Genomic DNA, 19,995 nt, shown 5'->3' on the forward strand with positions numbered 1-19,995 from the left:
CCATGTCGACCTTCATTCGCACGCTGCTGGTAACAGCAGCGCTGCTCATGGGCGGCTGCAGCAGTCTGCCGGACAGGGAGAGTACCAGCAGTGTATTTGTATTGCCCTTGCTCAGTACCAACGAATCCTTCAGTGGCTGGGGCGGTCGCTACGAGCTGGAACTCACCGAGTATTCACTGTCGATGAACGACTGGCAGAAGCTGCCTGAACCCATCGTGGTCGATCTGAATGCCGACAGCTATCAGCTCATCACATCGATTCCTCCAGGCCGTTACATCATTACCGGCATCACCCGGCAGGTCGACCCACACCTGCGCTCCACTGGCGAGCGGCAGTCTTCATTTGTGACCAGTACGCCCTTCGTACTGCGCAAGGGCGAGGTCACCGTGCTTGCACAGGAGCTGGTTATCAGCCAGTCGCAGAAGAGCGCGGTGATTTACGCCCAGTTCGAATTCCGCCCCCTGCCTCCGTATCGCCTCGACGACATCGAAGCGTCGCTCGAACTCATGCAGCAGAGTGACTGGGACTACGAGCCAGTTCGCTGACCCAGTGTCCGAGCAGCGCGATGGCCTGCTCACGCTCACGGCTCCAGCCCTGGGCATAGCTCAGGCGCAGGCAGTTTCGATAGTGGCCGGACACCGAAAACATTTCGCCAGGGGCAAACAGGATGCCGTGGTCGTGGGCCTTGTGGTACAGCGCCGTGGCATCGACGATCTTCGGTAGCTCCAGCCAGGCCACCAGCCCGCCCTGCGGCTTCGACATTCTCGTCTCCGGCGGGAAGTGTTCATTCACCAGCTCGGTCAGCCGCTCAAAGCGCTGTCGATAGGTCTCGCGCGCCAGCCTGAGATGCTTGTCGAAGGCGCCCATCGACAGGATCTCGGTCATGACCAGTTGTGGTAGCGTCGGGCTGGCAATCGAGTTGACGAACTTCTGATGGGTAATCTGATCCAGATAGCGGCCAGGCATGACCCAGCCCAGTCGTAGCTGCGGATCTACCGTCTTCGACAATGAAGAGCACAGCAGCACGCGGCCGCCGGTATCATAAGCCTTGATGGCTTTAGGCCGAACTTCACCGAACTGTAGTTCACCATAAATATCGTCTTCCACCAGTGCGACATCATGCCGCTCCAGCAGTGCCACCAGCTCGCGCTTGTGCTCGTCCGGCATGAGCGTACCCATGGGGTTGGAAAAGGTGCCCACGGTCATGACGGCCTTCACCGGCCACTCGTGCAGGGCGAGCTTCAGCGCCTCCAGACTCATACCCGTCTGCGGGTTAGAGGGAATTTCCATGGCCCGAAGGCCGTAGGCCTGTATCAGCTGCAACAGCCCATAGTACGCCGGTGATTCTACCGCCACGATATCGCCAGGTTTGGTCAGGACCTGCAGGCACAGGGCCATCGCGTTCTGGCAGCCGGCCGTGGTGATGATTTCATCCGGCGACACATACACCCCGGCATCGATAGCGCGGCGGGCGATCTGCTGCCTGAAGGCCGGCAGACCTTCCGGTGAGTCGTAACCGTTTCCGAGATAACCGCGTTGACGGGCAATCCGTGTGAAAGTCTTTTTCATCAAGCCGACGATGGGAAAGTCCAGGTTGGGGATGGCCGAGCTCATGGTCAGACCATTTCTCGCTGCAGCATCGCGCTGCACCTGCATGATGAGCTGGGAGATATTGGCGGGACGAGGCTTGGGCAGGCTGCGGATCTGCGTTGGCTGCTTGAGTTTATCCTCAGTCGTGCGCAGCACGTAATAGCCCGACTTCGGCCGCGACTCGATGAGTCCACGGCTTTCGAGCAGGGTATAGGCGCTGTTGACGGTGGCAATACTCACCTGCTGCTGTTTGGCGAGTGTGCGCACTGAAGGCAGCTTGTCACCGGCATCGAACAGACCGTGACGGATCTGGTCACGCACATGCTCGGCGATCTTTGAATAGAGGTTGGATTCCATAACAGATTCACCGTGACACATGGCTACCGGTACAGATTGGCGTTAGACCGATACAGATGATCAAAATACGACCGGTACAGATTCATCAGTTCTCAATCTGTACCGGTCACAATATCGTTACTCTACATCTGTTACGAAACAACGGACAAGTCTATTCTGGTATCTCAAGTTCATTTGACAGAGGAGATCCAGACATGCCACGTATACGCCGATTGATTCCCCACTTCACGACGCTTCGCCACTGGGTCCAGACTCAACGAAGCCGAAGGGAGCTGGCCAGACTGCCTGAACATCTGCTGCAGGATATCGGTATCGATGCCCTCGCGCGGAGACACGAGCTGTCAAAGCCATTCTGGGTAGATTGATCCCATGACCGAAACGCTCCTGGCGATCGTGCTGTTTGCCATAACGATGACCGGTACGCCCGGCCCGAACAACATCATGATCATGACCTCAGGGCTGAATTTTGGTATTCGCCGCTCACTGCCGCACTTCTTCGGAATCTGTATTGGCACGGCAGTGCTTGTGTTTTCAGTGGGCATGGGCCTCGGCGCGCTGTTCTCCGAATATGACTGGCTGCACACCGGTGTGAAAGTGCTTGGTGTCGGCTATCTGCTGTTTCTGGCCTGGAAGATAGCCAATGCTGCACCACCGGCCCGCAACGACATCGATGGCGAGGCTGTTTCGGCCGGAACGCCACTGACTTTCTTTCAGGCCATGCTCTTCCAGTGGGTCAACCCAAAAGCCTGGATCATTTCCATCGGGGCCATTGCCGCTTTTACTACAGGTGATCAATCGTTATTTCTTCAGGTGGCCGTTATCGCTACGGTGCTGCTCGTTTGCGCGCACCCCTGTGTCGCGATCTGGCTGGTGTTCGGCTATTCGCTTCGCAAGCTGCTGGCCGATCCGGTAAAGCGCCGCCTGTTCAACTGGACCATGGCGATCTTGCTCGTGGCATCGGTTGTCACTATCGTCTAGCGCCGTGGCGAGTGGATTGGCTTGGCCCAACGAGGCCGTCCAGATCAAGCACTGAATGAGTGCTGAAGCGAATAAAAGTACGCATTTATGACCCGCTCGGACTCCGTTTCAAAATCAAATACGTCTGGCAGCAGCAGCCACAGGTAAATGAGTCCAGTGAGCTGGACGTGCAGGTGGATGATTGCCTGGCCAATATCTATATCTGCCGGCAACTGGCCGTGGCTTCTGGCATTCACGAGAACCGTCTGGATACGAATCGAGCTGTCGAGGAAGTTCTGTCTGTGACGGGCAGCCAGTGGCTCGTTTTCCTCAGTCATTTCGCACTTCATGAATATAATCTCGTACACCCGACGGCGGCGTGGATCACGCATCATTTCGCGGGTCAGGTAGATTAGAAACTCGCGTAAGCGGCCAAGAGGGTCGGGCTCATTCGAGTTCTCGATTGCTTCGTGCAATAGTTCCAGTGGCGTTTGCAGGCGCTCCATGATGGCTTCGAACACGTCGTGCTTGTTCTTGAAATGCCAATATATAGCCCCCCGCGTGACGTCTGCCGCCTGGGCGATATCATTGAGCGACGTTCGCGACACGCCTTTCTCATAGAACACCCGTTCAGCAGCCTCTATCAGCAACTCCCGTGTTTTCTGTGCATCTTCTTTGGTGCGTCGAACCATACGAACTCCTGTGAATGAACGCCGAGGCTACAATAATCTACTATACATACATACACGAATGTATGTATATTGTCGTCCACGATTTAATGATCTTTGCTCACACGCGTCCGGCGGCCACGAGACCCGGCGCGTTTTCTTGTTCGATTGAGGTTTTTCAGATGCGCCATTCTATGCGATCCCTGATGTTATTGCTGACCATATCCACGCTGGTAGCCGCCTGTGGTGGTCAAGAGGAGGCGACGCCAGTCGCTGGCAAGCAGCCAGCGCCGCAGGCTGGTTTTATCACTGTAGATGAACGTCCGTTCACGCTGGTGAACGAGCTGTCTGGGCGGACCACGCCATACCAGGTCGCCGAAGTGCGCCCTCAGGTCACCGGAATCATCACGAAGCGTCTGTTCGACGAAGGCCAGACAGTGGAAGCTGGCCAGGCTTTGTATCAGCTGGACGACAAGCTTTATCGGGCAGCGTTGGATAGTGCCAAGGCGGATGTGGCCAATGCCCGAGCAAACCTGGAATCTGCCGAGCTTACCGCCAAACGCTATGAAAAGCTGATCAACACTGGCGCGGTCAGCCGGCAGATGCTGGATGAAGCCCGCGCCACCCGAAATGCTGGCAATGCGCAGCTGGCTGCCGCCGAGGCTGCAGTCGCGACCGTACAAATCAATCTCGATTACACCACCATCGACGCCCCGATCAGTGGTCGTATCGGCCGCTCGGCAGTGACTGCCGGCGCACTGGTCACAGCCAATCAGACCACTTCTCTGGTCACCATTCGCCAACTCGACCCCATCTATGTCGACCTCACCCAGTCATATGACGACCTACAGGCGCTGAGGGCGGCGATGGCTAGCGGTGAGCTTGAAACGCTTGGAGAGGATCGTGCCGCAGTCACCTTGGCCATGCAGAATGGCGAGGTCTATGCACACAAAGGCACATTGCAGTTCTCGGAGTATTCGGTTGACGAAGCTACCGGCTCCGTGACCCTGCGAGCACTTTTTCCTAACCCGGACGGTACTTTGTTGCCCGGCCTTTTCGTGCGCGCCCGTTTGCCGCAAGGGCAGCGTGCCAACGCCATATTGGTACCGCAGAAAAGCATTGCCAGAGAGCCGAATGGTCAGGCCACTGCGCTGGTCATAGGCGAGAACGACACTGTCGAGAAGCGCAACGTGACAACGCGGAAAGCGGTTGGCAACCAGTGGCTCGTCAGCGACGGCCTGAAGGCCGGTGATCGTCTGATCGTAGACGGTCTGCAGAAGATTCGGGCTGGCGGTCCGGTCTCGCCGGTCGACATCGCAGCCGAGCAGGCCTCCACGCCGCCAGCTAATACCACCACTCCGACTTCTGACGCAAAGCGGGGCTAATCAGATGGCACAGTTCTTTATCGACAGACCTATTTTCGCCTGGGTTATTGCCATCGTCATGATGTTGGCAGGGGCACTTTCGATCGTCAATCTACCCGTTGAGCAGTACCCCACAGTAGCGCCGCCGGCTGTCACCATTGCGGCGACCTACCCCGGTGCGTCTTCAGAAGCCGTTGAAAACTCGGTCACACAGGTGATTGAGCAACAGATGAACGGCATCGACAATCTGCTATACATGTCTTCGACCAGTGACTCTGCGGGCAATGCGCAAATCACGCTGACTTTCGACGCCGGTACCGATCCCGATATCGCGCAAGTCCAGGTGCAGAACAAGCTGCAGCTCGCAACGCCGCGCCTTCCTCAGGTCGTTCAGCAGCAGGGTGTGCGGGTGAGCAAATCATCCGACACCTTCCTCATGGTGGCTGCGTTCACATCCACTGATGGCAGCATGAGCCGGGCAGATATCGCCGATTATGTTGGTGCAAATATTCAGGATCCGCTTGCCCGTGTTCAGGGTGTAGGCCAAACCAGACTGTTCGGCTCGCAATACGCCTTGCGTGTCTGGCTGAATCCGGACCAGCTGAATCAGTACAAGCTGACGCCGGCAGAGGTCGCGTCGGCCATTTCGGTACAGAATAATCAGGTCGCTGGCGGCCAGATTGGCGGTACGCCATCGGTGGAAGAGCAGCAGTTGAACGCGTCCATCGTGGTGCAGACCTTGCTGGAAACACCTGAACAGTTCGGAGAGATCCTGCTCAAGGTGACGCCCGACGGATCGAGGGTGCGCCTCAACGATGTTGCGCGCATAGAGCTTGGTTCAGAGGATTACTCAACCCAGGGTCGGTTCAACGGCAAGCCAGCGTCAGGCCTCGGTATCAATCTCGCTTCAGGCGCAAATGCCCTTGATACGGCCAGCAGCGTTCGTTCACGCATTGAAGAACTGAGTGCCTATTTCCCTGATAGCCTGGAGGTCGCCTACCCCTACGACACCACACCATTCGTTCAGGTGTCTATCGTGGAGGTGGTGAAGACACTGTTCGAAGGCATCGCTCTGGTATTCCTGGTGATGTACCTGTTTCTACAAAACTTTCGCGCCACCCTGATTCCGACCATTGCCGTCCCGGTTGTATTGCTAGGCACGTTCGCGGTGCTGTACGCCTTCGGTTTCACGGTCAACACCCTGACCATGTTCGGCATGGTGCTGGCCATTGGTTTGCTGGTCGACGACGCCATCGTGGTGGTGGAAAACGTCGAGCGGGTCATGGCAGAAAAAGGGCTTGGGGCGGTCGAGGCCACTCGTAAATCGATGAGGCAGATCACCGGCGCGTTGGTAGGCATCGCGCTTGTGCTCTCCGCGGTCTTCGTGCCTATGGCTTTCTTCCCCGGGTCTACCGGCGCGATCTACCGACAGTTTTCAATCACCATCGTCTCGGCCATGGTTCTGTCGGTCATCGTGGCCCTGGTGCTGACGCCGGCACTTTGCGCCACCATGCTCAAGCCACACAAGGGTGATCACCAGACCAAGGGCGGCTTCTTCGGCTGGTTCAACCGCAGTTTCGAGAAAGCCACCAGTCGCTATGAGAGTCGCGTCGGCAGGATGATTGCCGGCTGGGGTCGTTACATACTGATGTACGTTGCGATTGTCGGGGTACTGGCGTTCAGTTTCATGCGGCTGCCTTCGGCGTTTCTGCCTGAGGAAGACCAAGGCATCCTGCTGGCCCAGGTTCAACTGCCCGTTGGATCGACTCAGGCGCAGACCATCGAGGTGCTGAAGAAGTTGGAGCAGCACTTTCTGGTGAACGAGTCGGAAGTGGTCAGTTCAGTATTTACCGTTGCCGGCTTCAGCTTCGCCGGCCGGGGCCAGAATTCAGGTCTGGCATTTATCCGCCTTAAAGACTGGGGTGAGCGGGATCTTGAGCAGGATGACGCGCCGGCCATAATCAAACGTGCCATGGGCGCGTTCTCCCAGGTGCGTGAGGCGGTCATTTTCGCGCTCAATCCACCGGCCATCCCTGCGCTGGGTGTGGCCAGCGGCTTCAATTTTCAGCTGCAGGACCGGGGTGGCAAGGGTCATCACGCCCTGGTGGAGGCAACCAACACGCTACTGATGGAGGCCAACCAGAACCCGGCGCTCACCCAGGTCCGCTACAGCGGGCTGCCCGACTCGCCCCAGTACCGCCTGGACGTAGACCGCCAGAAAGCCAGTGCCATGGGTGTCTCTCTGGCTGACATCAACACCACGCTCTCAGTCGCCTGGGGCTCGAGCTACGTCAACGACTTCACTGATCGGGGCCGTATCAAGCGGGTCTATATCCAGGCTGACGCGGCTTACCGCATGCTGCCCGAGGACATCGACAATTGGTACGTGCGCAACGGCGATGGCGAGATGGTGCCATTCTCCAGTTTCGCTGAAGGGGAGTGGATCGAAGGTCCGCAGCAGTTGCAAAGGTACAGCGGCGTCTCGTCCATGAACATCCAGGGCAACGCGGCGCCAGGTTTCAGTACCGGTGACGCCATGGCGGTGATGGAGCAACTGGCCGCTGAGCTACCCGGTGGGTTCGGCTTTGAATGGACTGGTCTTTCATATCAGGAAAAGGAGGCCGGTAGCCAGGCGCCACTGTTGTATGCCCTGTCGTTATTAATCGTTTTTCTTTGCCTTGCAGCGCTGTATGAAAGCTGGTCGATTCCGTTTGCGGTCATGCTCGTGGTGCCCTTGGGCATTATCGGTGCCGTATTGGCCGCCCAGTTCCGAGGTCTGTCCAACGATGTGTTCTTCCAGGTGGGCTTGCTGACGACAGTCGGCCTGTCGGCCAAGAACGCCATCCTGATCGCTGAATTCGCACTGGAGCTGGAAAAGCAGGGCCGCGGTCTGCTCAAGGCCACGCTCGAAGCTACACGGATGCGGCTGCGCCCGATATTGATGACCTCCCTTGCCTTCGGAATGGGTGTTACACCACTGATGCTCAGCACAGGCGCTGGCTCCGGCGCGCGTAACGCTATCGGTACTGGCGTGTTCGGCGGTGTTGTGGCGGCCACGGTGCTGGCCATCTTCTTCATTCCGCTGTTCTACGTGCTGGTACGGCGTGTGTCGGGGGTTCCCTTGGCCAACAAGACAGCAGACGAAAATTCCGAAGACAACCTGGCACTGGGACAACAGGAGGCTCGCTCATGAAGTTGATCGTCAGCACGTTTGCAGTGGCGCTGCTGGGCGGCTGCAGCATGATCCCTGAGTATCAGACCCCGGAATCTCCAGTGCCGCAGGTCGTGGGCAGTGGCAACGCTCGTTCGGATCAGCTGACACTGCCAGACTGGGAGTCCCTGTTTCAGGACCCGCAGCTGCGGTCACTGATCCGCACTGCATTGACTAACAACCGGGATCTGCGTCTGGTCATGCTGGATGTCGCCGAAGCGCGAGCCAGATATGGCATCGCTGAATCAGCGCTGTTTCCCGACATCAGCGCCTCTGCTGACGGTATCCGCCAGCGTTTGCCTGCAAACCTGAGCAGCACCGGCGACAGTACCGTTTCGAGCCAGTACAGCGTTGGCCTCGGTGTTGCTTCGTACGAACTGGACCTGTTTGGCCGCGTGGGCAGCCTGGAAGAAGCTGCGCTGCAGTCTTACCTGGCGACCGAGGAAGCTCGCTACAGCGCGCAGATTACCCTGGTATCGGAAGTGGCGAATGCCTATCTGAACCTGCTCGCGGATCAGCAGAAGCTGCGCATCAATGAGGAAACGGTGACCGGCCAGCAGGAATTCGCACAGCTGATTTCCCAGCGTTACGATGCCGGGCTGAGTTCCGAGCTGGAAGTCCACCAGGCGCAAATCGTGCTGGACACTGCCCGCGTCAATCGCGCGCAATTCCGCCGCAGGGTGGCCGAGGACCGAAATGCATTGAGGATACTCGTGAGCGGAGCCATTCCGACCTTGCCGGAGGGTGATCTGGTTGACTCCGCCGTGGTCCTGTTGCCCGAGGTGCCTGATGGTCTGCATTCGTCGGTGCTTTTGCAACGCCCGGACATCCGGCAAGCCGAATATGCCTTGAGAGCCGCCAATGCCAATATCGGCGCGGCGCGCGCCGCCTTCTACCCCAGCATCAACCTGACGGGCTCAGCAGGCACTGCCAGCGCTGATCTGTCCGGTCTGTTCGGGAGTGGGTCGGGCACATGGTCTTTCATGCCCAGCGTCAACCTGCCCATCTTCACGGCCGGTCGACTACAGGCCAACCTGAATGTGGCAGAAATTCGCAAAGAACAGTCAGTGATTCGCTATGAGCAAGCGATTGAATTGGCCTTTCAGGACGTAGCGGATGCACTGTCGGCACGGGAGTTCCTGAGCGAACAGGAACAAGCGCAGACCGACCTGGTAACTGCGCTTCAACGGACCCTCGAGCTGGCGGAAGCGCGTTACGAGAATGGTGCGGACGATTATCTGGCCGTGCTGGACGCTCGGCGAGAACTGCTAGCAGCGCGGCAGAACCTGGTAGATGTCACCTACGGCAAACTCATCAACCGAATCACCTTATATCGTGCCCTTGGCGGCGGTAGCAGTGACGAAACGCGGGTGGCCTTGAACCGAGGTACCTGAACAGCAGTCTTGCTCGCGACCCCCGTTGTTATTATTGTACGAAGCATGACGAGGCCACCGGACAGGTAACAGGATGATTGAAGAGCGCGCGGCCGGGCTGCCAGCCGAAGCCGTTTCAGTGCTGACATATTGGTTCGACGAACTGGACGAAAAGGACTGGTTCAAGAAGAGCAAGCGGCTCGATGATGACATCCGCAAACGCTTTGGTGATCTGCATGAGCAGGCTCGACGCTGTGAGTGCTGGCGATGGCGGGAAGCAGAGGATGCCGATACGAGCGCGCTGGGCCGGCTGGCAGAAATCATTCTGCTCGACCAGTTTGCGAGGAACCTTTATCGGGATTCGGCACGGGCTTTCGAAGCAGATGCGCTAGCGCTCGCCCTTGCGCAACAAGCGGTGCAAATGCAAGCAGACCAGCGAGTCGAGCCGCGGCTACGAAGCTTCTTCTACATGCCGTACATGCACAGCGAATCAGCCTTGATTCATGAAGAAGCTATTCAGCTATTTGACCAGACTGGCCTTGAATACAATCTCAAATTTGAGAAGCGCCATAAGGACATCATAGATCGATTCGGACGCTATCCTCATCGCAACGATTTACTTGGTCGAGCATCTACGGCTGATGAACAGACCTTTCTGAAAGAACCTGGGTCTTCGTTCTAGCACAGCTATATGCTGTGCAGCCGAAGGTCTTAAACTTTTGGTCCCGCTGGGCAAGCAGCAGGAAACTCGAAAACTGCCCGGAGCCTACGCGCCTTTAGCCCGGCGATTGATGTGGGCGAGGGTGAGCGCGTTCACAACGATGCCTTGCAGAATGGTGAGGAAGAGGACGCCCCCATAGCCGTATTGGAGCCCTCCACCTAGCTCCCGATACCAGACCACAAGCCAACTTCCCAAAACGATACCCGCCATGTACAAAATGAATGTTTGCCTTACGTGATCAATTAGCCCTGGGCGAATAAGTTGTTCCAGACGCACTACGAGACCGGTTGTATAGAAGAAAACCAGTGTTCCTCCAGTCAATAATGACAGGCCGATATCAAGATCTCCGCGTCGGAACCAGATATGTAACCCGGTAGTCGATTCCACGCCGGCAACCATGGCACCCACCAGAACAATAACGACTGGAACAGCGGCCGAATAAATGACCGATGAAAACAATTTAGCCGTAGTTAAGGAAAAGGAACCAGTATGAGCCATATCAATGATGCCTGGGGTCGGACTAACACGCTCGTCTCGTTTGTTGCATGGTTATACAACTTTCCTGAAGAGTTTCTGACTTTTCTCTTCCTCGTAGCCCAGCCCTTTGTAGAACTCATGAGCATCACCTCGTTTTACATCGGCACGGACCCTGATACTGTGGGTATGGTGGCCCAGCCAGTCTTCGGCATGTTTAATTAGTCCCTTGCCTACGCCTTTCTTTCGGTGTTCGCCAGACACGACCAAGCTGACGATTTCGCCGCACTCACCAGCAGCCAGGCGAACATCTATAATCGCGCAAACGCAGCCCACTATCAGACCTTCCTGCATCGCCACGAATACAGAACCGCCACGATCCTCAACACGCTGCAGATTTGCGGCAATTGACTCTTTGGTATGCGCATAACCGAGCTCACTCATGAGACCAATCAGCGCTGAAGCATCAGAGGTAGTAGCAGGTCTATAATTCATCACTCGTACCCATTCGTATAGCGAATAACGCCTTGATAATGGCCTTTTCAGTCGTTTCCGTCGTTGACTAGAGAAGTGCCACGAGAATCTGAATGCTCATAACGAACATACACAATAAGCCGACTGTATAGGTCAGCGTTCGCCATGGCTGCAAGCCGCTGAGATAGCACACGGTATGCAGGTAGCGCGCTCCGATGAATACCATGAAGAGCCAGACGGCCAGCTCTGGCGAGGCGTCAACCCAGACATAAGCTACCCCGAGCGCCAGAAAGACAGGGATGTTCTCAAGGTCATTCATCCAGGCTTTTGCCGCTCTCTGAACTTGAGGCAATTCGTCTTCAGCTGGCTTTCTACCAACAAGGGCTGCATCTTCGGGCGTCTTGAAGGTCAACTTCGTGATCCGATGAAACCCCTGGTAGGCAGAGATGGCGAACATCTTGAAGAACAGCAGCACTGTGGCTACAGCGTACCAGTATTGTGCATGTTCCATGATGTTCCTCAGCCCCTGTTGTTTTGTCGAAAACGTCGTGAGTTTTGTACCTTGTTTTGTATTACACCATGATTTCGATAACAAGCGTCCCGGTTTATCAGAGCGCCGTCACCTCAATCTATGGGCTTCGAATCTGCCGGCTGGGGTGAGGTGAATGCCTTGCTATAGAAGCCGGACGGATCGAAGCAACAGACTCTGCGCTTACCCGAGGCGAGCTTATCGCATCCTTCAGCGACACGCTTTGCACGTGTCTTCTTCTGCTTCGCGCTTGTCATCCAGTGGATCCAGTCCAGGCGTGCCAGAGTCGTCGTGCTGTTCCAGCCCAAGTGCGCTTCCGGGTTGGCTTCGAGGGCTTTGCCGAAATCCTCTGGCACAGCAGGGTCTGGCTCCTCCTGCAGAGGCACTATCTCCACCTTTACCAGATCACCGAAGCTCACGCCTGCGGCTTCACGCAGCGGAACACTCACCTTGAGCCAATGACTCAACTGCCCGTCGGGTTCGAGCATCTCGCGAAAGGCGGCGCCGTTGAGTGTGCCGTCCACTGTAATTCGGCCTCGTCGAGGCAGACATTCGCTGGCACTCTTGGGCAGGACCAGAAACGCCCAGTTTTCTTCTACACCAGTCTCCTTTGGACGCTGGAGGGGCGCCGTAAAGGCTGCATTTTTATTCATTTCGATGTTGCCCAAATATGCCGCAACTCGAGCCGTCAGCTCTGATTGAGGCCAAGCTCTTTTTGCAGCTTCTTGCTCAAGCCCAGGGATACGATGAGGTGAGATTCCTTCAGATAGTACTCGAGTTCCCCCTCTTCCAGACAAGACTCGTCATACTGTTGTATCCACTTCAGGCCTCGGGAGGCGAGATATGGGGCCGGTCTGAAACCGGGCTTGCTGCTTAAGAAATGAAAATCGAGATCGGAGGTTTTAAACGTGAAGGCGGGTTGGTCAGCTATTCCCAGGCCGCCGATCGCAAATACTTTCTTACCGATTTTCCAGACGTGAGAGCCTCCCCATTGCACAACGTGAGTAGAGGCTGGTAAAGCACGGCAAAGCGCATTGAATTCTTCGTAGTTCATGCTGAACTCTTCTCCAGCTATGCCTTCGAGCCGACCTTGATGATAGGACCTTGGGCAGCAGCCACTATACGCGTCTCACCATCTCCAACGCAGCTCTCCAATATCCCTTTACCAAGTTTGAATAAGTCACTCACTGTTCGCCCCTTTTGGTAGGTGCAGCGCCGCCAGAGAGCGTGGCGGCCTACTCTGATTTTTACCGTTTTCTATTTGCCAACGCTGCGCTTGCTCAAGATGACCATGGCCACTCCGCCCAGTGTAGCCATCGACGCGACCCCGAGTCTCAGTGTGATTGGCTCGGCCAGGAAAACCACGCCACCAATAGCAGCCAATACCGGAACCGATAACTGAACTGTCGCTGCTGTAACCGACTTCAGGTGGGGCAAGACTGCGTACCAGAGTGCGTATCCGGCACCAGATGCCAATGCGCCTGACACGACGGCGTAAATCAAACCTGACCATTCGGCTTCGATATCCTGAATGAACAGCGCGCTCAAAACAGCCGCCATTGGCACCGCACGAACAAAGTTACCCATGGTGATGAAGGTAGGATCCCCCATTCCCCGACCACGCAAGGAGTACATGCCCCAGGCAACACCGGCCATGAGCATAAGCATGGAACCAAACAAGGGCGGCGCCTGAAGCCCTGGGAGCAACAAAATTACCAGGCCTGCAATAGCCAGTAGCGCTCCCAGAATCTGCCGCAATGTCAGCTTTTCACCCAACCAGAGCCCGTACCCGATCATGGTCGCTTGCACCGCTCCGAATAAAAGCAATGCTCCGGTTGCCGCTGAAAGGCTGACATAGGCGAAGGAAAAGCCCGCCGCATAGATGAAAAGCGCTGTTGCTGACTGCCAGCTCCCATCTACGACGACCGGCCGTCGCTGCCAGCTCACAAGAGCGACCAGCATGAGTGCGCCCGACATCAGGCGCACGAGCGTGAACGTCGCAGCGTCGATCAAGCCATCGGACAGCGCCAGCCGACACAGCAAGGAATTGCCGGCAAAAGCCAACATGGCAACAAGTGTGGTGACCGCCAGCCGAAGTGAGGACATTTTCATGTGTTTTGAGTGCCCAGACTCAACCGCCGCCATGGGGACGTATCGATCAACATTGTGCGAGCGGCGCTATGAGTTTGAGCAGCAGCTCTGCTCTTCCTGTTTGCTAGTACGCGTCAGCTGAGCAACTGGTCGGCCGTTACGCTGCCACCACGAACCAGCCTCATCCTGCTGCGGCCAGCCGGCAGGCGAATCCTCCCAGGTCTCCTGTCGACCGTAGACTGTCAGGTCGAGCAATTGAAGCCTCGGCATCATTGCCTCAACTCCCCGCCACTTCGTTTCGTAGGTCTGAAATACATCGTCACCGACCCGAAGATAGCAGCGGAGGTCGCCCCCATCTCCCGAACCCTCCGGCCCCACAACCGTGACTGGTTCCAACCGCATCATCGGGAGACGTCGGCGAGCTGCGACTAACTCATCGCCCGCTTTTGTGTGCGCCTTTTCACGCACGAGCAGTTCAGCGCGAGCCTGTTCCCACTCATCACGACTGGCGATTCGGGGTGTTGCTGATTCTTTCATGGCACTTCTCCTACTTGAATGTGGATGTCGTACTCATTTGTCGAACAGCGTAGGTCTAAATCGACAGCTTCGCCTCCTCCCAGCTGCACCGCCTACCGGTGCGCCAAGGCATAATCGATCGCTGCACAAACCGCGACAACCTGCGCGCGGTTGCATTGTTCTGGCGTCGCCGAGGGGCTATCTGGATAAACTTCGGTCGTGGTCCTGTAGGGGGCGCTGGTGATACTGGCGCACAGGCCCAGTTGCTTGAGCGGATACAGGATGACGCCGCGAGCGGCTATCGGAGAGCCGATAATTTCACCCTTAGAATCGGCCGGAGCGATATGAGTCACCTGTTCCACCGCCTCGATCACTGCCTGCTGGAAGTCAGGCTGAGGGTTCTCGCTGTCATCGACGAGGTAGAAACCGTCGGGAATCATACCCGGCTCGAAGGCCTTGCCGTCACGGGCAGCCAGTGCGGGGCGAAATTCTGTTTCATCAGTATCGGTGGTTTCGTGCAGGTCGATATGCATCAAGACACGGTCGCGGATGGGCGCGACCAGTCGCATAAGTGCTGCGGACTCTTCAGCCGACTCTTCCGGAGAAAGGCTATCGTGGAACGAGCGGTTCGGGTCGGCCGCATTCGGATTCCAGCGATGAATGCGCTCGTAAGCCCAAGGGCTGACGCATGGCGCGACCAGCAGGTTCACACGGCCCGAGTAAGCCGCAGCATGCTGATCGACGAATTGCAGCGCACCATATACACCGCTGGTCTCATAGCCGTGTACGCCTCCCGTGACCAGGATGATCGGCAGATTATCGTCCCAGTCGCCGCTGCGGATCGCCATCATCGGATACCTGTCGAGCCCATAGTCGAGTCGGCCGTATTCTTCGATGTCGAAGCGGAAACGCAGGCTATCGATCACGCTCATTACCTCGGACTCGTAGCTGCGTCGGCGGTTTTGTCGCGACAACCAATCGGCCCGCTCTACCTCGCCCCAGGGAACGCCCGGCGTACCGATTGGATAGGGTGTGGGCACCGTATTCATGTTGCTCTTTTCTCCGTTCAGAGCTTGTTTAACTCGCTAGTCGAGAAAGCTTTTCGGCAAGTTCGGCCTTAGATAGTCCTTCCACTTCGACGACCTTATTCTGAGAGGTATGGCCTGCGCAAATGCTCAGCTGTTTCGTGGACACCCCCAGGAATTTCGCGAGGAGCGAAAGAACAGCCTTATTGGCCTGGCCATTTTCCGGCGGCGCCTGGACCCGAATTTTAATCGCATCACCCAGTAAGCCCGCGATTTTGCTCTGCGAAGCCCCTGGCACGACCTTGACGCTCAGACGGCCCGTCATGGCGCTGGAGACCGCAAAGCCATCAGGTATCTATTCGCTGAAAGAGATCTATGCTTTTTATAGTTGAGGCCACTCGGTTCGAAAAAGGACAACGATGAAAAACTTTACCACTTTGGCGCGCCGCAGTGTGTACCTGGCTGTTTGGGTCGCAACAGCGGGGCTTCACGGATGCGGTGACTCGGACGCCAGGCAGGAGGTTTCATCCCCTGACGACTTCAAACATGCTCACGTGCTGGCCGATGAGTATCAACAAGCCGGTGACGTGCTGGACCAGCCTGCGGATTCCGAAATCTTCGCACTGAGCTCAACCAGTCCGAATCTGTCCAGCGGGTGGACGCCTCAGCAGTTTCTGGAGGCTTACAACGTGCCGACTACTGGAGCGAATGGCAAGCCGCCAGGCTATGGGATCAAAATAGCCATCATTACGGCCTACCACTATTCGAATCTGCAGTACGATCTCAACAAATGGGCGTCATATTTCAGCGCGCGCCCGATCACCCTGAACATCATCAATCAGGCCGGAAAGGTCACGAATAGCAACTTCGCCTTGGCAACCTGCCTCGCAGTTCAGATGGTAAATGCCGTGAGTCCAGGGGCGACTGTCTACGTCATCGAGGCCAAATCCGCAACTCGAACTGATATAAGTACGGCAATAAAAACTGCTGTAAATTTAGGGGTGAATATCGTCTCAATGCCATTCGGCGCCCAGGAGACCTCTCGGGATGGCGAACTGGCTCACCTATTTTTGAATAGTAACATTGCGTTTATCGCGGCAACGGGCAACAACGATACCGTACAATTTCCGGCCTCGCATCCGGACGTCATCGCGGTGGGCGGCACGACGCCAAGCGCTGTCAATCCTCTCGTCGAGACGGCATGGCCCTCCACAGGTGCTGGGATGTCACTATATGAAAGCATGCCCAGTTACCAGATGATCCCAGCCGTTCAGAAAGCCAACACCACGACGCATCGGTCCATCCCCGATCTGGCCTTCAATGCCGATCCTCAGCAGGGCGTGCAAGTCTATAACTCTATAATCGGCGGGTGGATCTTAATCGGCGGCACATCGGTATCGACGGCGTTCTTTACAAGCACGGTGGCGATTGCCGATCAGGCCAGGAAGGCCGTGAACAAGCCAATGTTGAACTCCATCCATACCTCGCCCTACTCGATACAACGCGGCCTCTACGGGCTTATGCCAGCAAACGGAGGACCCAGCAGTTCTGCCGTTCTCAATGACGTGGAGGTTGGGTACGCCGGCGGCGGATCTTACCCGGCCGGCCCCGGCTACGACATTGCGACCGGCCTGGGCTCCCTTGATGTCGAAAAGTTTGTGGAATCCATGACAAACCTGTAGCCAGCGCTGTTGTCTCGATACTCATGCAGCGACGAACACTCGCAACTTGAACAACCTATTTATTCAAGCCTCTCCGTTATAGCTCACGTCTGGGCTTGAGTGGACAGAGACAGGGCCAGAACCAGAAGCGAGCTTGCTGCAATCCAGGACCCCACGATCCGTACACCAATTTTCTGCCACGGCTTACTCCTGACGAAACCAGCAAGCGCCATCGGGTAGAACAACAACAAGCACATGGCAACGCCACTGCCGATCAGGGCTATGAGTTTATCCTGACCGCTCAATCCCTCCTGCGCAGAGTCAAGGCCTAGCAGACCGCCAGCCAATAGTGCGAGTACAGTGCAGGGAAGCCGCGTGACGTTTGGGGCGATGGCGACGGCCAGGCCGACAATCGCCGATAAACCCAGCAACATGATTTCCGCGTTGGGAGGGGTATAGAACCATGCAGCAGTAAGCCCGGCAATCGCCGCGAGAGCAAACAGGCCGATAGCCGATTTCACAGCACTCAGACCTCGCTGCCCCAAAAAGAGCCCCAGCGCCAACAGCAGCAGAAGATGGGCTGGCACGAACACCGGATGAAGCAGGCCGTTGTAGAAGTTGCCGATACCCTCGATAGGGCTATGCGCCAGCGCTGTTTCAGAGACCATCAGCAGCGATGAGCATCCAAAGCCGACGCGTCCGGACCTCATAGCATACCGGTCAGATTACCGACACCCGCCAGAGCGATCAGCCCTCCACCAGCTCGCACCGCCACATTGCCCGCTGGCCAGCGCACAAGCAGTCCAAAGGCGATACCCGAGAGATGCAACAAACCAGTCGAGAGAACGAAGCCAATACTGTAGGCCAGTGGGCTAGCAGCGTTGGGCAGCTCAGTCCCGTGCGCATGGCCGTGAAAAATTGCGAACGCACCGACTATGACAGCTGCAATCCAGAGAGGCGGTCGGACTGCAAAAGCCACCATTGCGCCGAGCACGACAGCCGATGTCGCAATACCGGTTTCAACCGCTGGAATCGGGATGCCAAGAACGCCCATCGCGCCGCCAATAGCCATAACCAGGGGGAAAACCACTGGCAGGATCCAGACTGCAGGCTTGCCTAGAAAGGCGCCCCACAAGCCGACTGCGACCATGGCAACAACATGATCCCAACCGAGAACTGGATGGAGGACACCGCTGATAAATCCTCCGGCAACGCCGGCGCTTTCATGAGCGCTTGCTGCCGAAGCAAAGGTTAAGAGCAATGCTGTGAGTGCTAGCGACGATAGATGACGAGTTTTCATGTAGCTTCCCTGGTGAGTTTAATTCTCCGCTGGCGTGAGACCGGCCGCAGATCACCTAACCAGGTACGGATATCGATTATGTTAAGTTTCAGGTAGCTCGCCTTTCAGCAATCTTACCAGATTCAGTTCCGGGGCCTGCACAGAGCTGGTTCGCAAGACTGGCACGAGTCGACTTGGGGGGCGCTCTGCACGGCAGCGCCTGGCCCACTATCATTTGCCGTGCGGCACGCGCCTGATGTCCCTGGTGTCGTACCCTATGGAGTCGATGTACTTCACCATCTTGTCGTAATCAGCCTCCGGAATGGCTGGGGAGCGAGCCATGATCCAGACGTAGTCTCTGCTTGGGCGAGCAATCACGGTCTGCTCATACGCCTCATCGAGATAGACGATCCGGTAATCGGCCTTAATAGGCCAGAAGGGTTGCACCTGCCATTTGCTATTCAATTCTTCGTTGATGAAGGCCGTCAATTCATATTCTTTCAAGGGCCCATCGAGACTCTTGTCATTGAAGGTGAAATCTACGGCGACACTGCCATCTTCATTCAGCGTGTAAGCTTCAATGGCGTTGTGAGACTCATCCTCTATAAAAGTCGGTATATGGGCGATGACATACCACTCCCCCATGAATCGAGGCACGTCGATACTTGGCACCGTTTCCAGAGGCGGATGGCTCGAGCAGCCTACAAGTGGGAGCAACAAGCCAGCCAGAAATCGTCTTGAATGTTTCAATCGGTCCACCTCTTTGATCTCAGGTTTTGTCTCCGGTAGCCAACTGAACGCTTTTGCTGACTATGAGCGTGCTTGCTCTGGCTACGCGCCCAAGCGCTGTGAGGATCAGAAGCGAGGTGGTGAGACGGGGACTTATCGATCACTACACTCAACGTACAGCCGGTTCAGCGTTGCAATGCGCGGTGGCATATCAAGGCTCTGCTGGTGAAGCGGAGTCACCATGGTGGACTGCCCCCACTATCTCTGACAGGTCTCGCGCTCATTTTGAGGCTACTACTTCGAACTGATCGGGACTGAGCCCGTTCAGATGGCTATGCCGTCTTCGGCGGTTGTAGACCACTTTGATATAATCAAATATATCCGCCTTGGCGAGTTCGCGTGTCATGTAGATGCGCCGTTTGATCCGCTCTTTTTTCAGGCTGCTGAAAAATGACTCGGCCACGGCATGGTCCCAGCAGTTTCCCCGCCGGCTCGTCCTGGGCTTCAGGTTGTGCTGGCTACAAAATCGTATCCAGTCATCGCTGCTGTACTGAGAGCCCTGATCCGAATGCACCAGTACACGTTCTTTCGGCCGCCGTCGCCAGACAGCCATGAGTAGCGCGTCCAGTACAATTTCTCGATTCAGGCTGGGCTCTCGACCGTAAACGCTTTATCAAGATTGTTCGGCGTCACCAGCGACGGTCGTCAACAATCTGTCGAGGAGCTTTGTAGCCACGCAAGGCCTTGATCCGTTTCACCTGCATAATCCGGGCAACACGATTTTTCCCACACCGTTCGCCGGTCTCGCGCAGATCCAAAAAGACTCGACGCGCACCATAAACGCCATCACTTGCTTAATAGGATTCGCGTATCAGCCACGTTCGACCACCTGTCTCACCGCTTCGTCTTTAAATTCGGGGGCGTATCGTTGTTTGCTCATAGAGTTCCTCCTAACCAAAAAGTTTAGGCAAGAAAT

The 19,995-nt window shown here is 56.5% G+C and carries 22 protein-coding genes and 1 pseudogene; 8 read left to right on the forward strand and 15 right to left on the reverse strand.

Annotated elements, in window-relative coordinates; all coding sequences use genetic code 11:
* Positions 1 to 2 precede the first annotated feature (2 nt).
* Entirely contained in the window at positions 3 to 545 is a 543-nt protein-coding gene (locus ABD735_RS09825) for a hypothetical protein (RefSeq protein ID WP_344805827.1), read from the forward strand.
* On the opposite strand, the gene ABD735_RS09830 is transcribed toward ABD735_RS09825, so the two are convergent.
* Entirely contained in the window at positions 505 to 1,947 is a 1,443-nt protein-coding gene (locus ABD735_RS09830; RefSeq protein WP_344805829.1) for an aminotransferase-like domain-containing protein, read from the reverse strand. The genes ABD735_RS09825 and ABD735_RS09830 overlap by 41 nt on opposite strands.
* A 194-nt stretch (positions 1,948 to 2,141) precedes the next feature.
* On the opposite strand from ABD735_RS09830, the gene ABD735_RS09835 reads away from it, so the two are divergent.
* Both ABD735_RS09835 and ABD735_RS09840 read left to right on the forward strand, forming a co-directional pair.
* On the forward strand, positions 2,142 to 2,312 hold the full coding sequence (locus tag ABD735_RS09835) for a DUF1127 domain-containing protein (protein WP_344805831.1): 171 nt from the start codon (positions 2,142 to 2,144) through the stop codon (positions 2,310 to 2,312).
* A 4-nt stretch (positions 2,313 to 2,316) separates the two neighbouring features.
* Positions 2,317 to 2,925: a LysE family translocator gene (locus ABD735_RS09840; RefSeq protein ID WP_344805833.1), complete on the forward strand. Its 609-nt coding sequence runs from the start codon at positions 2,317 to 2,319 to the stop codon at positions 2,923 to 2,925.
* 44 nt (positions 2,926 to 2,969) lie between these two features.
* On the opposite strand, the gene ABD735_RS09845 is transcribed toward ABD735_RS09840, so the two are convergent.
* Positions 2,970 to 3,596: a TetR family transcriptional regulator gene (locus ABD735_RS09845; RefSeq protein ID WP_344805835.1), complete on the reverse strand. Its 627-nt coding sequence runs from the start codon at positions 3,594 to 3,596 to the stop codon at positions 2,970 to 2,972.
* Positions 3,597 to 3,754: 158 nt separating this feature from the next.
* Between ABD735_RS09845 and ABD735_RS09850 the strand changes: the two genes are divergently transcribed.
* The 4 genes from ABD735_RS09850 (at position 3,755) to ABD735_RS09865 (ending at position 10,202) form a co-directional block, all read left to right on the forward strand.
* Positions 3,755 to 4,957: an efflux RND transporter periplasmic adaptor subunit gene (locus tag ABD735_RS09850; protein WP_344805837.1), complete on the forward strand. Its 1,203-nt coding sequence runs from the start codon at positions 3,755 to 3,757 to the stop codon at positions 4,955 to 4,957.
* 4 nt (positions 4,958 to 4,961) lie between these two features.
* Complete coding sequence (locus ABD735_RS09855; RefSeq protein ID WP_344805839.1) at positions 4,962 to 8,129, forward strand: efflux RND transporter permease subunit; 3,168 nt, start codon at positions 4,962 to 4,964, stop codon at positions 8,127 to 8,129.
* On the forward strand, positions 8,126 to 9,541 hold the full coding sequence (locus ABD735_RS09860; protein ID WP_344805841.1) for an efflux transporter outer membrane subunit: 1,416 nt from the start codon (positions 8,126 to 8,128) through the stop codon (positions 9,539 to 9,541). The genes ABD735_RS09855 and ABD735_RS09860 overlap by 4 nt, the downstream gene beginning before the upstream one ends.
* A gap of 73 nt (positions 9,542 to 9,614) precedes the next feature.
* Entirely contained in the window at positions 9,615 to 10,202 is a 588-nt protein-coding gene (locus tag ABD735_RS09865; RefSeq protein ID WP_344805843.1) for a DUF924 family protein, read from the forward strand.
* An 84-nt stretch (positions 10,203 to 10,286) separates the two neighbouring features.
* Here ABD735_RS09865 and ABD735_RS09870 read toward each other — a convergent pair whose 3' ends face one another.
* From ABD735_RS09870 to ABD735_RS20170, 9 genes are all read right to left on the reverse strand, one after another.
* On the reverse strand, positions 10,287 to 10,739 hold the full coding sequence (locus tag ABD735_RS09870; RefSeq protein WP_344805845.1) for a hypothetical protein: 453 nt from the start codon (positions 10,737 to 10,739) through the stop codon (positions 10,287 to 10,289).
* Between the two features lie 51 nt (positions 10,740 to 10,790).
* Complete coding sequence (locus ABD735_RS09875) at positions 10,791 to 11,210, reverse strand: GNAT family N-acetyltransferase (RefSeq protein ID WP_344805847.1); 420 nt, start codon at positions 11,208 to 11,210, stop codon at positions 10,791 to 10,793.
* 67 nt (positions 11,211 to 11,277) lie between these two features.
* Positions 11,278 to 11,700 (reverse strand): MAPEG family protein, encoded by a 423-nt coding sequence (locus ABD735_RS09880; protein ID WP_344805849.1) that lies wholly within the window; start codon positions 11,698 to 11,700, stop codon positions 11,278 to 11,280.
* A 113-nt stretch (positions 11,701 to 11,813) separates the two neighbouring features.
* Positions 11,814 to 12,371: a YdeI/OmpD-associated family protein gene (locus ABD735_RS09885; protein ID WP_344805850.1), complete on the reverse strand. Its 558-nt coding sequence runs from the start codon at positions 12,369 to 12,371 to the stop codon at positions 11,814 to 11,816.
* A 35-nt stretch (positions 12,372 to 12,406) separates the two neighbouring features.
* A complete protein-coding gene (locus ABD735_RS09890) occupies positions 12,407 to 12,772 on the reverse strand; it encodes an MmcQ/YjbR family DNA-binding protein (RefSeq protein ID WP_344805852.1) in 366 nt (121 codons plus the stop codon).
* Between the two features lie 203 nt (positions 12,773 to 12,975).
* Positions 12,976 to 13,830 carry a DMT family transporter gene (locus ABD735_RS09895; RefSeq protein ID WP_344805854.1) on the reverse strand — a complete coding sequence of 285 codons (855 nt, stop codon included), beginning with the start codon at positions 13,828 to 13,830 and terminating at the stop codon, positions 12,976 to 12,978.
* 66 nt (positions 13,831 to 13,896) lie between these two features.
* Positions 13,897 to 14,346 (reverse strand): DUF899 family protein, encoded by a 450-nt coding sequence (locus tag ABD735_RS09900; protein ID WP_344805856.1) that lies wholly within the window; start codon positions 14,344 to 14,346, stop codon positions 13,897 to 13,899.
* A gap of 92 nt (positions 14,347 to 14,438) precedes the next feature.
* Positions 14,439 to 15,374: a M14 family metallopeptidase gene (locus ABD735_RS09905; RefSeq protein WP_344805858.1), complete on the reverse strand. Its 936-nt coding sequence runs from the start codon at positions 15,372 to 15,374 to the stop codon at positions 14,439 to 14,441.
* Positions 15,375 to 15,402: 28 nt separating this feature from the next.
* Positions 15,403 to 15,675 (reverse strand): DUF167 domain-containing protein, encoded by a 273-nt coding sequence (locus tag ABD735_RS20170; RefSeq protein WP_425548601.1) that lies wholly within the window; start codon positions 15,673 to 15,675, stop codon positions 15,403 to 15,405.
* A 94-nt stretch (positions 15,676 to 15,769) separates the two neighbouring features.
* Here ABD735_RS20170 and ABD735_RS09910 point away from each other — a divergent pair, with 94 nt between their 5' ends.
* Positions 15,770 to 17,032, forward strand: a complete 1,263-nt coding sequence (locus ABD735_RS09910; protein ID WP_344805860.1) for a S8 family serine peptidase — start codon at positions 15,770 to 15,772, stop codon at positions 17,030 to 17,032.
* A gap of 83 nt (positions 17,033 to 17,115) precedes the next feature.
* On the opposite strand, the gene ABD735_RS09915 is transcribed toward ABD735_RS09910, so the two are convergent.
* The 4 genes and pseudogenes from ABD735_RS09915 to ABD735_RS09930 all read right to left on the reverse strand — a co-directional run.
* Positions 17,116 to 17,721: a HupE/UreJ family protein gene (locus ABD735_RS09915; RefSeq protein WP_344805862.1), complete on the reverse strand. Its 606-nt coding sequence runs from the start codon at positions 17,719 to 17,721 to the stop codon at positions 17,116 to 17,118.
* Positions 17,718 to 18,311 (reverse strand): HupE/UreJ family protein, encoded by a 594-nt coding sequence (locus ABD735_RS09920; RefSeq protein WP_344805864.1) that lies wholly within the window; start codon positions 18,309 to 18,311, stop codon positions 17,718 to 17,720. The genes ABD735_RS09915 and ABD735_RS09920 overlap by 4 nt, the downstream gene beginning before the upstream one ends.
* Before the next feature lie 210 nt (positions 18,312 to 18,521).
* Entirely contained in the window at positions 18,522 to 19,040 is a 519-nt protein-coding gene (locus ABD735_RS09925; protein ID WP_344805866.1) for a lipocalin family protein, read from the reverse strand.
* Positions 19,041 to 19,299: 259 nt separating this feature from the next.
* A pseudogene (locus tag ABD735_RS09930) lies at positions 19,300 to 19,870 on the reverse strand (IS3 family transposase); the annotation flags it as partial.
* Positions 19,871 to 19,995 lie beyond the last annotated feature (125 nt).

It is taken from the genome of Allohahella marinimesophila (assembly GCF_039538005.1).
In the GTDB taxonomy this organism is placed as follows: domain Bacteria; phylum Pseudomonadota; class Gammaproteobacteria; order Pseudomonadales; family Oleiphilaceae; genus Allohahella; species Allohahella marinimesophila.